The following is a 12875-nucleotide window of genomic DNA, read 5'->3' on the forward strand; positions in this document are numbered from 1 at the left end:
CGCGCTTTAGTTTCCCTGCTTTCTATATTTTAATTTTCCCAACCAAAACAGGTAAAGTACTTTGGAATACCGCAACATAGCGGGAAACAAAATAATATTCAAAACTACCACTGTGCTCAGGTACATCCACAGCTCAGGCTTCGTGACTAAAACATTGATTGCAGTGAGCGCCGTAATGACTAATGCTACCGAAAACGCGTAGCTGATATACATCGCGCCATAGTAGAAATCAGGCTCAGGGTTGAGATTGGCTTGACACACCTTGCAGGTTTTGTTGATATCAGTTAGCTTAAAATAGCTGAAAACATTCACTGAGAACAGTTTTCCTTCTCTGCACTGGGGACATTTGGCGCCGGCGATGGCCGAACCTAAAGTTTTTGACATGGTTATTTTCGGAAGACTGGTTTGAGCACAAAGGTTGCTTTTGGCTGATTATTTTATTGTGACCAAAGTTACCGCTTCCATTGAAAGCTTTCTAGTATTTTAAAAACTCCCCGGCATTCTTTTCGTAGGTTTGGACGTGAATAATAAAGAAACAACAGGAATAATCAGGGCTTTAAGGAAAAGTGGCTGGCTTAAGGTCTGGTTGTTTTTAATAATTGGCAATTTCATAAACTTGTCCGCCAACTTCTATGAAGGCAATATTTCTGTTTCTAAGGAAATGGATATGGTGGATCCGATTGACACCATTTCTGAGTTGATTTTTGAGTGGGCGATGGATGGAGATGAAGATCTTATTCCGGATAATGGCACGGAGCAAGAAGATAATTCTATGGAAAAAATAAAGCTTTCCTTTCTTGAAATCCAAAAATATTGCCTGTCCGCTCCCCTTGTTTTTAAAGAATTCAAGTTAAGCCATTCTCATCCTGACCTAGTCTCAGGACACTTTTCATCTGATTCTCCCCCACCTGATTGTTGCTGATTTTCTAAAAAAAATTAGTAAGCAACAAAATCAGACTTCTCAAAATGAAAAAAATCTTTCTGCTGGCCTTATGGGGCCTATGGAATACTTGTGCCTATGCACAACAAGAATACGACACCTTAAAAATCGAAAAAAAAGCGCTGGACAGCCTGTTTATCGAGGAAATTGAATCTCCTAAAACCAATCAAAAACCGAAAGTTCTTCATGCTGAACCGCTCTATATCGATCTCATCAGAGACCTTGGCGCACGAAAAGGCGAAAAAGAATGGAACATGGGCTTTGGGATGCAGGACAAACGCAATTACGATCAATTTGAGGCCCTGCTTGAGTACGAATGGGCGCCAATAGATCGATTGGGATTGGAGGTAGAATTGCCGGTAAGTCTTTATTCCTTTCGAAATGGAAACCGGAATGGTAGCATCCCTTCCAACAAATTGGAATCGCTCAAGATCGCTGGTCAGTATACTTTCTTGGTTTCAGAAAAGCACAATACCTCTTTGGCAATTGGCTATATCCACCAGTTCGAATTGGTGGATTTTGACCGACTCGGAAGGGATGAACCTTTCAAAGGAAATATTTTCAACCCTTTTCTAGTAGCTGCTAAGCGCTGGGGGAGCAACTATCATTCACTGATCTATACTGGTCCAGTGATAGAGAAAGCTTATCAAAGCCAATCCAATCTAGGATTTGAGGTGAACTATAATCTACACTACATGGTCACCGGTACGCGAAATTTCATCGGACTAGAAGTAAACCAAGAGATCTTCGATGGAAAATCAATCGCTACACTTAGACCTCAGATGCGATTGGCTATTGCAGAAAACCTGATGATCGGAATAGTATCAGCAATTCCGATCGGTCAACCTGATGTAGGGCTAGGTTCCTTTGTTCGATTGATTTACGAGCCAGGCTTCAAGGCTTTGCACTAGTGAAAATCAAAAAAGGGGCTAAAATAGCCCCTTTTCCCTTATCTGAATTCTTCCAAATCATAATCCTTGCCTTTTCCCCATTGGAGAAGTTCGTAAATAGTGTAGTATTCCAGCGTGTCAAGATCTTTGATTTTAAAATTATCTCCGCCCAATCGGGCCATGATCTCTATCATCCGGATCTCACCCATATTGACCAATCGGTACACCCTCCCCACTCGCAGGTTATCCAGAGCAATAGGCATGTTAGGCTTTGTCTTTGATGATTACTCCTGTTGCTTCAAAAGTTATTTCCCGCTTGGGAGCGGTGATGGCATCGACTTCTTCTTTTGATTTGCCCTGATCTTCTGCAAAATGCTTCAAGGTCTCGACATCAGTCTCTGTCAGGGTAGCTACCCCCTCCAAAATAATCGGAAAACCTTGAGAATTGGTCGGAATGAAAAACCCGTAATCTTTAAATGTCACCCGCATAGGCTCACCATTGGCGAGATCCATAGTAAACCAGCAGCCTTTCTTGGTACAAACCTCTTTGATTTCACCTTTGATTTTACCTGAAAAAGTACCTGAAGATTCCACCACCGAGATCATCTCCGCGGTACCTAATACACTATTTTCATCCAGATTGGCGCCATAAGGTCCCGGGACTACTTCTGCCTCACCAACAGGTTCGGATTTAGCAGTAGTTTCCACCTGTTCTTTGTCGGCTTCGGCCGGCTTTTGGCAGGAGAAGGATAAAAGGGAAATGAGTGCAGCTGAAAATAGGATAGATTTTTTCATGTTCATTGCGATTAAGGTCCAAAAATACTCCAAATGCCCCGATGAGAAAACCGCTTTTTACTTAAATCTGTAAAATTCTTTTCTACGAAAGAAAAGTCTGAGACGGAGCTATTTTTTAGAATTTTAGAATACATCAAAAGAAAAGAAACATTTTTTTCAATAAATCTTCCTATTCTTTAGCAATGCTGTAATTTTGCCCAAGTTTTGAAATACGACCCTGCACTCATGCCTCAAACCAAAAAATTCATCATTGATTTTGACAGTACCTTTACGCAAGTAGAAGCCCTTGATATTCTGGGAGAAATCAGTCTGACCAATGACCCCGAAAAAGCGAAGAAACTACAGGCCATCAAGGACATCACTGATAAGGGAATGGAGGGATCTATTACCTTTCGTGAAAGCCTAGAACTCCGGCTCGAGATCCTCAAAGCCAGTAAAACTCAAATTACCGACCTGGTAGCAGCGCTGAAGCAAAAGGTTTCCAAATCCTTTGAGCGAAACAAGGAATGGCTGCAGGATAATGCCAAGGATGTATACATTGTCTCGAATGGTTTTAAGGATTTCATTATCCCAATAGTCTCTGAATACGGTATTCTCAAAGAAAATGTCTTTGCGAATGAATTTGTGTACGATGAGCTGGGAAATATTGTGGACTTCAACCGTGAAAATCCCCTTTCCCAAAACAATGGAAAGGCCGAAACGATCAAAAATGTAAATATCGAAGGGGACATCTATGTCATCGGAGACGGCTACACAGATTATGAGATCAAAGCATCTGGCCTTGCCAATAAGTTTTACGCCTTTACAGAAAATGTATCCCGACCGAAAGTTGTCAGCCAAGCTGATCACATTGCCCCAAGTTTTGACGAAATCCTTTACATCAATAAGTTGAATACTAAATTTTCTTACCCAAAAAGCCGCATCAAAGTTCTCCTACTGGAAAATGTGCATCCCATCGGTATCCATCTCCTTCAGGAAGAAGGCTACGAGGTAGAAGTGATCTCGGGTGCACTCAGCGAGGAGGAGCTCTCCGAGAAAATCAAAACAGTATCGATCCTTGGGATTCGTTCCAAAACGAATGTGACCAAAAAAGTCCTTGAAAATGCCAATCGCCTTTTGGCAATCGGAGCATTCTGCATTGGCACCAATCAGATTGATCTGGAAACTTGTCAGGAAAAAGGGATTGCTGTTTTCAACGCGCCTTTCTCCAATACCCGCTCGGTAGTCGAAATGGCAATCGCCGAGATCATCTTCCTGATGAGAAGATTCCAGGACAAATCTGTCGGTATGCACCAAGGCAATTGGGATAAGTCTGCTACTGGATCTTTTGAGATCCGGGGCAAAAAACTTGGAATCGTTGGCTACGGAAATATCGGCGCCCAGCTTTCTGTTTTGGCAGAAAACATGGGAATGAATGTCTTCTATTATGACGTCATCGAAAAGCTGGCCTTGGGCAATGCTACCAAAGTCGATTCTTTGGACGAACTCCTATCCACTTGTGACATGATCTCACTTCATGTGGACGGACGAAAGGACAACAAATGTCTCATCGACCGGGAGAAAATCGGCAAGATGAAGCCTGGGGCAATCTTGGTAAACTTGAGTAGAGGCCACGTGGTGGATATTCCTGCATTGAGAGATGCTATTCTTTCGGGTCATTTGGCAGGGTGTGCTGTGGATGTTTTCCCAGAAGAACCCAAGAACAACAAAGAGCCATTTGAATCCGAACTGAAAGGTCTTCCCAACACAATCCTCACTCCGCACATCGGAGGAAGTACGCTAGAGGCTCAGGAAAATATCGCGCGATTTGTACCTGGCAAAATCATGGAATACATCAATACGGGCAACACTTACAACTCTGTCAACTTCCCTAACATCCAGCTTCCATTCCTGAAAGATGCGCATCGCCTGATTCATATTCACCAAAACGAACCGGGTGTATTGGCGAAAATCAACCAAGTTCTAGCCAATTTCAACATCAACATCGTCGGTCAATACCTGAAGACAAATGAAAAAATCGGCTATGTGATCACGGATATTGATAAGGTATATGAAGCGGAAGCGATTGAGACGCTGAAGACAATTCCCGGAACAATTCGATTCAGGACGCTATATTAAACATCCATTGAATTCATAAAACAAGAAAGCCCGGAGGATCTCCGGGCTTTCTTGTTTTATAATGCTTTCTATCTGGTTTTTATCCTTTGCCGTAGAGCTCCGAATAATATTCCTGATAGGAACCAGAGGTCACATGATCGAGCCACTCTTCATTGGCCAGATACCAATCAATGGTGATCTCTATTCCCTCATCAAACTGGAGGCTTGGTTCCCAGCCCAATTCTTTTTGGATCTTGGTGGCATCTATAGCGTAGCGGAGATCATGTCCCGCCCGATCAGTCACATAAGTGATCAATTTTTCAGAAGTACCCGGCTCACGACCCAGTTTTTCATCCATCTTCTTGCAGAGGAGCTTGACGATATCGATGTTTTTCCACTCATTGAATCCACCGATATTATAGGTTTCTCCAGCCTTACCTTTGTGGAAAACCGTATCAATCGCCCGAGCATGGTCCTTTACAAACAACCAATCCCGGACGTTCTCCCCTTTTCCATAGACTGGAAGCGGTTTGGAGTTTTTGATGTTATTGATGCAAAGTGGGATCAGCTTTTCGGGAAAATGATTTGGCCCGTAGTTATTGGAGCAATTGGACACAACAGTCTTCATTTTGTACGTATTGGCATAAGCGCGTACGAAATGATCCGAAGCAGCTTTAGAGGCTGAATAAGGAGACTGAGGATCATAGGGAGTCGTCTCCAAAAAGAATCCCCCATCATGCAATGATCCGTAGACCTCATCCGTAGAGACGTGGTAAAAGAGGTGATTTTCCAATTCGCCGGCCCAAGCCTTCTTTGCAGAGTTGAGCAGATTTACCGTACCAAAGACATTGGTTTTCACAAAAGCCATCGGATCAGATATCGAACGGTCCACATGGGATTCGGCTGCCAGATGGATGACATCAGTGATATTATGCTTTGCAAAAATCGAATCCAGGGCATCGGCATCTTGAATATCTGCCTTTTCAAAAATGTAATTTGCCGCACCTTCGACCGACTTTAGGTTTTCAAGGTTACCTGCATAGGTCAGGGCATCAAGATTTACAATTTGATACTCTGGATATTTTTCTACAAAAAGTTGTACGACATGGCTTCCGATAAACCCCGCACCTCCTGTAATCAAAATTGATTTTGACATAATTTTATTTTTTGTAATAGGCTGAATACCAATCCGTAAATGCACGAACTCCAACTTCAATCGGAGTAGCAGGCTTATAACCCGTGTCCCGAACCAAATCAGTCACATCTGCATGAGATGCCGGTACATCTCCTTGCTGAAGTGGAAGAAGCTCCATTTTTGCTTCCTTTCCCAGCCCTTTCTCCACTGCTTTGATATAGTCCATCAGTAAGACGGGTTGAGAATTTCCAATATTGTAAACTTTAAAAGGGGCTTTGGAGCTGCCTGGATCGGGACTTTGAGGATCAAAATCCGGATTTGGCCTAGCAGGTCTATCAGCGACTTTCAGTACTCCCTCCACGATATCATCGATGTAGGTAAAGTCCCGTTTCATTTTTCCATAGTTAAAAACCTTGATTGGTTCCCCTTTCAAAATTGCTTCTGTAAATAGAAACAGCGCCATATCCGGTCGGCCCCAAGGTCCATAGACAGTGAAAAAACGTAAACCAGTAGTTGGGATATCAAATAGATGGCTGTAGGTATGGGCCATCAATTCATTGGCCTTTTTGGAAGCGGCATAAAGGGAAATTGGGTGATCCACAGAATCCGAAGTAGAAAATGGCATTTTTTCATTGGCTCCATAGACCGAGCTGGAACTAGCATAAACCAAGTGCTTAACCGGATGAAATCGACAACATTCCAGAATATTGAGAAAAGCCATGATATTGGACTGGATGTAGACTTCTGGATGTGTCAGCGAATGCCTTACCCCTGCCTGGGCAGCTAGGTGGATCACCACATCAAACTTTTCCTGCTCAAATAGTGCCATCAAAGGCTCTTTCTCAGCCAGTTCCAATTGGATAAATCGATACCCTTTTTGGGTAGTGGACTGAATTAATTTCCCTTTTTGAATCTCAGATTTTAGGATACCCCGATGTGCTAGTCTCGAATATTTCAGATTGACATCGTAGTAATCATTGATAATATCCAAGCCAACAACTTCATCTCCCCGATCGATTAATTTTTGTGCGACATGAAATCCAATAAATCCGGCTGTGCCGGTCACGAGGTACTTCATAGGTGAGAAGAATGAATTATTGTCAAAGCTCAAATATAGACTATTCCGCTGTTTTGGCGGCGTTAATTAATCGTTGGTAATTGCTAAAAATTTCCTTCTGGATGAATTTTCGGTCATAGTTTTCGACTATTTCCGCATACAATCTTGCGGCGTATTCGGCCATTTTTTCGCGCTTGACAAAAGCAAATTCCAAGGCTTCCTTCAACACGGGGGCATCTTTGACCGGAAAAATCAATCCGGTCCGCTGCTGGGTGATGATGTCATTGTTGCCGATGATATCCGAACAAATGACCGGAACTTGCATGGCTCCTGCCTCCAGAATGACATTTGGAAAACCTTCCCGATGTGATGGATGAACCAATACATCTGCCAGCGCCAGATAATGTGATACATGATCAGACCATTCGATCTGAATGATTCGGGGGTGATCTTGAATGGTCTGTACCGTCTCCGGTGAAAGTGGATTTAAATCCTGTTCGAATGCACCTAAAAGCACCAGTTTTGCTTTATTGACAATTTTGGAATTGAGAAATGCAGCGACCAATTCTTCGATTCCCTTATCCCTGACCAATCTTCCCACGCATAAAATGATAAAATCATCCTCACCCGGCATGATTCGCATTGTGGCAGCTACCAGATGGTTTTCTTTCAAGGAATCTCGGTTAAATTTCCCGAGGTCCACTCCGTTGGAAGAGCCTTTTCCGATGATTCGAAGTTTGGATTCAAGACATAAGCCCTGTTCCAAAATAAACTTCTTAAGCCCGTAAGAATTGGGCCAAATCTCAGTTGCGTTTGAATAAGTCCACTTTTCTGCTGACTGCAAAAGACTTTTCTTACTTCCTTCCGCTGCCATAGCAGGAATCCCAGCGAGGGTATGAATCCGGATTTTAACACCGGCCAAGTTGGCGGCGATCATGCCGAGCAATCCCGCCTTTGGCGTATGGGTATGGACGATGTCAGGTTGCTCTCTTTTAAATAGTTGGATCAATTGCCAGATACACTTCAGATCAGTAAGTGGAGTGATCTTGCGTGTGAACGGAATGACTTCATGTCGGACCCCTTCAGCCTTGGTCACTTGATCTACCTCTCTCCCATCGGCACTCACCATGATCACCTCCCAGCCTTGAGCTTTTGTGTAGTTCATTTGCCCGGCCAGCAAAAGTTTGAGAGATAAAGGTACAGTGGTGATTCGGATCAGTTTCGGCATCAAAAAAGATTTCTAAAGGGGCAAAGGTAAGATTTTAACGCTTCTTTAACCTCTAAAATTTCCTAAGAACCCGGTAAATTTCCTTTAGACGATTTCCATGATTCGAATTTCAACCTTGGACTTTTTATCCGAACCTGATGTTCTGACTTCTTTTGTGTATCGGGGCCAGCCCCAGTGGTGAATCACAGCATAGTTTTCTATAACACTCCAAAGTTCTCCGATTTGCTCAAAGGCTTCTTCTATTTCAGCTTCTTCTGCGTTTGGCAGAATTATCCTCACATTTTTTTTTGCCAGGATTTTTAATTGATCCGGATTAATCTCTACTATAGAATATACTGAGTAGTCATCGTCTTCGGGATAGATTCCGGTAAGCTCAATGGTGACAAGTGCATCCATCAGTGCTGTGCCAGTTCCATCAGGGAATTTCATAGTACTGTAAACTGGATCACCAATTTTGAGCTCAGCCCCATGGAAATTCAAAAATTGATGGATGTCTTTTATACTTGCACTTTCAATGGCTGATTTGGTCGTATAGGTATTAAACATCCCATCAACAACATCATTGACTTGAGGGATATTTCCAAAAAAAACCTTCATACTATCCTTAGCCACAAGGTAATAATCCCTTATTTCTTCCCAGTTGCTAACCTCTTTAAAGGTTCCAAGCTCATCTGTTTGAATTTCCACAACGGTTCCTCCACTCAAAGACATCAATTTATTGACGAGACCGGAGTAAAGCGAGTCCACATCCTCAAAATGAACTTTCATATCCCGGTAGGTCCAGCGAACCTTGTAGGACGTTTCAGTGGAATCTACTACCAAGATATCCACCAGATAGTTAGTTATAGTCCTATCAGTGGTATCCTCACCCACTACTTCATAGTTTTCCAATATTACAGAATAGGTATAGGTTTAATTCAAATCCCAGTACGCGATCGTTTTGACAGTCGAATCTTCCTCAAATATCTGGGCTTGTGCAATTTGAAAACCGAAAAGAATGAGAATTAGAAAACAAAAAGAAGATTTCATTAAGCTATTTTTTTCAAAAATATCTACTAGAGTTTACATTTGAAACATGAGCTAATAATTAGTTAAAAAATTCCATCCCACAGTTTAATCCCCTACTTCCAATTCAAATATCGACTCCAACCCAACTTCAAAAACCCGGGCAATCTTCAGTGCCAGCACAGTAGAAGGCACGTACTTTCCAGCCTCAATTGAATTGATCGTCTGCCGGGATACCTGGACTTTTTCTGCCAGATCCTGCTGGGTCATGTCTTTCTTTGCTCGCTCCACTTTTATTGTATTCTTCATGACATCTGGTACTTAAAGTGCAAGCATGGATTGCTTCTGCCTGTGTAGAACCCATCTAAACCTTCCGATGAAAATGAGCTGAATCGTGAACATGTTGTACCCCATGAATTCCAAATACCCAAATCCATAAAACAGCATCGTACCGATGACCAAGATAAAGGTGTTGGTATAGAACGCAACCAAAAGCGAATCCAAACGAAGCTTTTGGATGTATTCATCCTCGTCCTTTTCCTTAGAAAATGCAATCAAGAACAGTGTCACAAACACACCAATCAAGGCAAACTCGAGCGTAAAGTTCTTTTCAAAAGGTTCAAAATCATCGAAAATCTTACCTAATGAATTGGAAAATTCAAAAGACAGCCATTCCAGTCTAAAATTGAAATAGTTGGTAATAAAAAGTAATGCCGCAAAAGGCAGGAATAGAAGCCAGCCGATTTTCTGAAATCGATGAGGCAAAAGGATTTTAGTAAGCATATTAAGTTTGGTTTAGTTCTCTTCTTTATTGGCGATATATTTTTGGTATTGAAAAGCTGCGTAGATATAGCCATTCAGTAGGAAAAGCACCAGATATGCCGTAAAAAGCTCTGAGGTAATCCGATCAAATCTGAGGTAATTGATCAACATCAGCGCAGCCAGTCCCCAAATCAGCCAGAAAAATCCAGTCTGAAAAGCCTGCTGCCTAAATTGACGGATCATTTCATCCTCCACTTCCTCCCTACTCAGATTCAAAATCATAAATGCCATGGCCCAAAAGCCATAAATAATCTGAACTGTTTCATTCGGGTCAGTCTTGGGATTCCAAAATGCAATCCCGATGACAAGGAATACCGGAAGCGGAAAAAACACATAAGCCAGCTTCTTCCATCCAGGATGAAGCAATGGGACTTCCAAAATTGAGTTCTTTTTCATAAGTCGTGTTTGTTTGTCCAAATGTAAAACAAACTTTACTTTATGTCAAAATATTTTTCCAAGAATTTTTCAGACCCCTATCGATTTATCAAGAAAGTCATCCTAAACAGGTTCCCTTGAGGCAAAAAGGATTGTGTTTTGGTTACCTTAGATTCATCAAACCTGTTTAATATTCTATTCTCCATGATCTCTACTGTAAAAATTGCCATTATCGGTTGCGGCAACCTTGGCGCTTCTATCGCAAATGGCCTCCTGATGCGAGCGGATTTTGATCCAAAAAATCTGACACTCACCAAAAGAAATACAGGTACACTAGCGGAATTCGAAGCAAAGGGAGTCCATGTACATACCGACAACCTGATCGCAGCCCAATACGCAGATATCGTATTGTTGGGAGTCAAGCCCTACAATGTGGCCAAGATCTTGGCGGAGATAAAACCTGCCTTGGATCCTAAAAAACAAATTATTGTTTCTCTGGCTACGGGTGTAACCTTGAAAGAAATGTATGAGGTCATCGATGGTAAAACGGTAACATTTCGGGCCATGCCCAATATTGCTGCGGATATTCAGGAGTCAATCACCTGCATCTGCCAAGAGCAGGCCAATCCAAAAGAGATAGAGCTGATCACAGAATTATTCGATTCGATAGGATTTACCATTACCATTGACGAAAGTTTGATGGAGGCTGCGACCGTCTTGGGTGCATGTGGCATCGCCTATGTGCTTCGATTCATGCGTGCGATGATACAGGGAGGCATCCAAATCGGCTTCGATTCGGTAACTGCCAGCAAGATTGTAAACCAAACTGTAAAAGGCGCTGCTGAGCTGATGATTCAAAAAAACATCCATCCAGAAGCGGCAATAGATAAAGTAACTACTCCAAAGGGTTGCACCATCGTTGGCTTGAATGAAATGGAGCATCAGGGCTTCAGTTCGGCAATGGTACGAGGCGTCATAGCGAGTTACGAGAAAATTGAAAAGTAGCGTCCCCAGCCTACTTGCGAAGCCGTTGAATCCAATCAACGGCTTTTTTTTATTTTTTTTTGAATTGGAAAAATCTAACTCCAGTCAGAAAAACCTGTAAGGAAGAGTTAAGCGACGAATTTCATCTGGTAATTATCACTTAATTTATCAAAATATTACTATTACTTTAAAAAAGAATAATTTAAGGTTTGTTTTTCTTTTAAATGTTTTCATTAGATTTGTCCCGGGTGATAAACAACTTTTGCTATTCCTTTTTCAGAGACTCGATTTTTAAGGGAAGGACTGTTTGGTATTTTTGCCTCCTTCCTTTTTTTATTTGACATCATAAAAAAGCCTTCCAAAACTTAATTTGGAAGGCTTTTATTATGTAACAGGATTACCTAGTCAAATAGCTCTGAAAGCTTTTGCTCCAAGCTAGGTCCCCTGAGATCCTTGGCAATTATTTTCCCATCGGGATCTATCATGTAGGTAGCTGGGATAGCCTGGATTTGATAGAGTTCGGCCGCAGCAGAATTGAAATATTTCAAATCCGAAACCTGTGTCCAAGTCAATTGATCATCGGCGATGGCTTTCACCCAATCCTCTTTAGTCCGATCGAGAGAAACTCCAAAGACCTCAAATCCTTTGTCTTTGTATTCATTATAAAGTCTGACCACATTGGGATTTTCCTGACGACAAGGCTTACACCAAGCTGCCCAAAAATCGATCAATACATATTTACCCCTGAGATCAGACAGCTTGACAAGGGTTCCGTCAGGATTTGGCAACTCAATCTCAGGAGCGGGCTGACCTACCGAAAGAATCCGCATCTCATCCAATTGCTGTTTCATTTGGAGGATTGAGATAGTACCTGGATAATTTTCATTAAGCTTAGCCACCAACTCATCAATAAAGGGAAAGTCATTTTTGGGATTCAAAAGGCCCACTGCTGCCAATGAAGCGAAGGAATCACCCATGCTTGTGATCATTTCTTTAACTTTTTCGGCCTGCTCATTTTCGAGTTTCATGGCCTGAGTCTGGATTACTTTAATGGCTTCTGCATCGTTTTTGCTCATCGCTTCATAGTAGGCCTCATTGAGCTTATTTACATCGACCTGATACGATTCCATGAGCTTTTCAATCTTCAACATTTCCTTGGTGTCTTGAGAACCCTCAATGGCAAGGCTGGACGGATCCGAAAAATCATAGGTCACCGAGACGTCTTCTTTGTAAAGAGCAAGTCGCACAGATCGCTGACCATAAAGGTTCAATTCGTAAAAAGTCGGTGTATCTACTGTCAATTCATAGGAGAACTGTCCTGAGCCGTCTATTTCTAAGGTGTCCAACACCTTAGGTCTACTGTCCGTAAATTGGGAAAGTATAACGAGTCCCTCCGGCCTGTTTTCTATTTTTCCAGATATCTGGACCAATCCGTCGGTTGAAGATCCCTTTTCCCCACAGGAGAAAAAAGATAATATGGCTATTGCCCAAACTCCTATCATTTTGTAATTCATTTGTTTATAATTTGATTTATAGACCTAATCGAC

The 12875-nt window shown here is 42.1% G+C and carries 15 protein-coding genes; 4 read left to right on the forward strand and 11 right to left on the reverse strand.

Features of this window, described 5'->3' with window-relative positions:
- Positions 1–6: 6 nt before the first annotated feature.
- The gene (locus tag DK188_RS06065; RefSeq protein WP_111669918.1) at positions 7–384 is read right to left on the reverse strand and encodes a DUF983 domain-containing protein; all 378 of its coding nucleotides are present in this window, start codon (positions 382–384) and stop codon (positions 7–9) included.
- Positions 385–520: 136 nt separating this feature from the next.
- Between DK188_RS06065 and DK188_RS06070 the strand changes: the two genes are divergently transcribed.
- Positions 521–922: a hypothetical protein gene (locus DK188_RS06070; protein ID WP_157963176.1), complete on the forward strand. Its 402-nt coding sequence runs from the start codon at positions 521–523 to the stop codon at positions 920–922.
- A 44-nt stretch (positions 923–966) separates the two neighbouring features.
- A complete protein-coding gene (locus DK188_RS06075) occupies positions 967–1851 on the forward strand; it encodes an HAEPLYID family protein (protein WP_111669920.1) in 885 nt (294 codons plus the stop codon).
- A gap of 38 nt (positions 1852–1889) precedes the next feature.
- Here DK188_RS06075 and DK188_RS06080 read toward each other — a convergent pair whose 3' ends face one another.
- Together DK188_RS06080 and DK188_RS06085 are read right to left on the reverse strand one after the other, a co-directional pair.
- A complete protein-coding gene (locus DK188_RS06080) occupies positions 1890–2093 on the reverse strand; it encodes a hypothetical protein (protein ID WP_111669921.1) in 204 nt (67 codons plus the stop codon).
- Position 2094: 1 nt separating this feature from the next.
- The gene (locus tag DK188_RS06085; protein WP_111669922.1) at positions 2095–2625 is read right to left on the reverse strand and encodes a DUF4920 domain-containing protein; all 531 of its coding nucleotides are present in this window, start codon (positions 2623–2625) and stop codon (positions 2095–2097) included.
- A gap of 225 nt (positions 2626–2850) precedes the next feature.
- Here DK188_RS06085 and serA point away from each other — a divergent pair, with 225 nt between their 5' ends.
- Positions 2851–4743: a phosphoglycerate dehydrogenase gene (serA, locus tag DK188_RS06090; protein WP_111669923.1), complete on the forward strand. Its 1893-nt coding sequence runs from the start codon at positions 2851–2853 to the stop codon at positions 4741–4743.
- A 79-nt stretch (positions 4744–4822) separates the two neighbouring features.
- Here serA and rfbB read toward each other — a convergent pair whose 3' ends face one another.
- From rfbB to DK188_RS06125, 7 genes are all read right to left on the reverse strand, one after another.
- Positions 4823–5878, reverse strand: coding sequence for a dTDP-glucose 4,6-dehydratase (gene rfbB, locus DK188_RS06095; RefSeq protein ID WP_111669924.1), 1056 nt, complete (start codon positions 5876–5878; stop codon positions 4823–4825).
- 4 nt (positions 5879–5882) lie between these two features.
- Positions 5883–6935, reverse strand: coding sequence for an NAD-dependent epimerase (locus DK188_RS06100; protein WP_111669925.1), 1053 nt, complete (start codon positions 6933–6935; stop codon positions 5883–5885).
- A 40-nt stretch (positions 6936–6975) separates the two neighbouring features.
- Positions 6976–8142: a glycosyltransferase family 4 protein gene (locus DK188_RS06105; protein WP_111669926.1), complete on the reverse strand. Its 1167-nt coding sequence runs from the start codon at positions 8140–8142 to the stop codon at positions 6976–6978.
- Positions 8143–8226: 84 nt separating this feature from the next.
- Positions 8227–9033, reverse strand: a complete 807-nt coding sequence (locus tag DK188_RS06110) for a hypothetical protein (RefSeq protein WP_111669927.1) — start codon at positions 9031–9033, stop codon at positions 8227–8229.
- A gap of 222 nt (positions 9034–9255) precedes the next feature.
- Positions 9256–9456: a helix-turn-helix transcriptional regulator gene (locus DK188_RS06115; RefSeq protein WP_111669928.1), complete on the reverse strand. Its 201-nt coding sequence runs from the start codon at positions 9454–9456 to the stop codon at positions 9256–9258.
- Positions 9457–9468: 12 nt separating this feature from the next.
- Complete coding sequence (locus tag DK188_RS06120) at positions 9469–9930, reverse strand: hypothetical protein (RefSeq protein WP_111669929.1); 462 nt, start codon at positions 9928–9930, stop codon at positions 9469–9471.
- Between the two features lie 12 nt (positions 9931–9942).
- Positions 9943–10365 carry a hypothetical protein gene (locus DK188_RS06125; protein ID WP_111669930.1) on the reverse strand — a complete coding sequence of 141 codons (423 nt, stop codon included), beginning with the start codon at positions 10363–10365 and terminating at the stop codon, positions 9943–9945.
- Between the two features lie 183 nt (positions 10366–10548).
- On the opposite strand from DK188_RS06125, the gene proC reads away from it, so the two are divergent.
- Positions 10549–11349 (forward strand): pyrroline-5-carboxylate reductase, encoded by an 801-nt coding sequence (gene proC, locus DK188_RS06130; RefSeq protein WP_111669931.1) that lies wholly within the window; start codon positions 10549–10551, stop codon positions 11347–11349.
- A gap of 380 nt (positions 11350–11729) precedes the next feature.
- Here the strand turns inward: proC and DK188_RS06135 are convergent, their stop codons facing one another.
- Positions 11730–12842, reverse strand: coding sequence for a TlpA disulfide reductase family protein (locus tag DK188_RS06135; RefSeq protein WP_232825670.1), 1113 nt, complete (start codon positions 12840–12842; stop codon positions 11730–11732).
- Between the last annotated feature and the right edge of the window lie 33 nt (positions 12843–12875).

Source organism: Algoriphagus litoralis (genome assembly GCF_003259255.1).
GTDB classification, from domain to species: Bacteria; Bacteroidota; Bacteroidia; order Cytophagales; family Cyclobacteriaceae; genus Algoriphagus; species Algoriphagus litoralis.

What these genes read in the sequence shown, in the direction of transcription:
- DK188_RS06065 (WP_111669918.1), bottom strand. Translation starts at nt 384, where the DNA reads ATGTCAAAAACTTTAGGTTCGGCCATCGCCGGCGCCAAATGTCCCCAG.
- DK188_RS06075 (WP_111669920.1), top strand. Translation starts at nt 967, where the DNA reads ATGAAAAAAATCTTTCTGCTGGCCTTATGGGGCCTATGGAATACTTGT.
- DK188_RS06080 (WP_111669921.1), bottom strand. Translation starts at nt 2,093, where the DNA reads ATGCCTATTGCTCTGGATAACCTGCGAGTGGGGAGGGTGTACCGATTG.
- DK188_RS06085 (WP_111669922.1), bottom strand. Translation starts at nt 2,625, where the DNA reads ATGAAAAAATCTATCCTATTTTCAGCTGCACTCATTTCCCTTTTATCC.
- serA (WP_111669923.1), top strand. Translation starts at nt 2,851, where the DNA reads ATGCCTCAAACCAAAAAATTCATCATTGATTTTGACAGTACCTTTACG.
- rfbB (WP_111669924.1), bottom strand. Translation starts at nt 5,878, where the DNA reads ATGTCAAAATCAATTTTGATTACAGGAGGTGCGGGGTTTATCGGAAGC.
- DK188_RS06100 (WP_111669925.1), bottom strand. Translation starts at nt 6,935, where the DNA reads ATGAAGTACCTCGTGACCGGCACAGCCGGATTTATTGGATTTCATGTC.
- DK188_RS06105 (WP_111669926.1), bottom strand. Translation starts at nt 8,142, where the DNA reads ATGCCGAAACTGATCCGAATCACCACTGTACCTTTATCTCTCAAACTT.
- DK188_RS06115 (WP_111669928.1), bottom strand. Translation starts at nt 9,456, where the DNA reads ATGAAGAATACAATAAAAGTGGAGCGAGCAAAGAAAGACATGACCCAG.
- DK188_RS06120 (WP_111669929.1), bottom strand. Translation starts at nt 9,930, where the DNA reads ATGCTTACTAAAATCCTTTTGCCTCATCGATTTCAGAAAATCGGCTGG.
- DK188_RS06125 (WP_111669930.1), bottom strand. Translation starts at nt 10,365, where the DNA reads ATGAAAAAGAACTCAATTTTGGAAGTCCCATTGCTTCATCCTGGATGG.
- proC (WP_111669931.1), top strand. Translation starts at nt 10,549, where the DNA reads ATGATCTCTACTGTAAAAATTGCCATTATCGGTTGCGGCAACCTTGGC.
- DK188_RS06135 (WP_232825670.1), bottom strand. Translation starts at nt 12,842, where the DNA reads ATGAATTACAAAATGATAGGAGTTTGGGCAATAGCCATATTATCTTTT.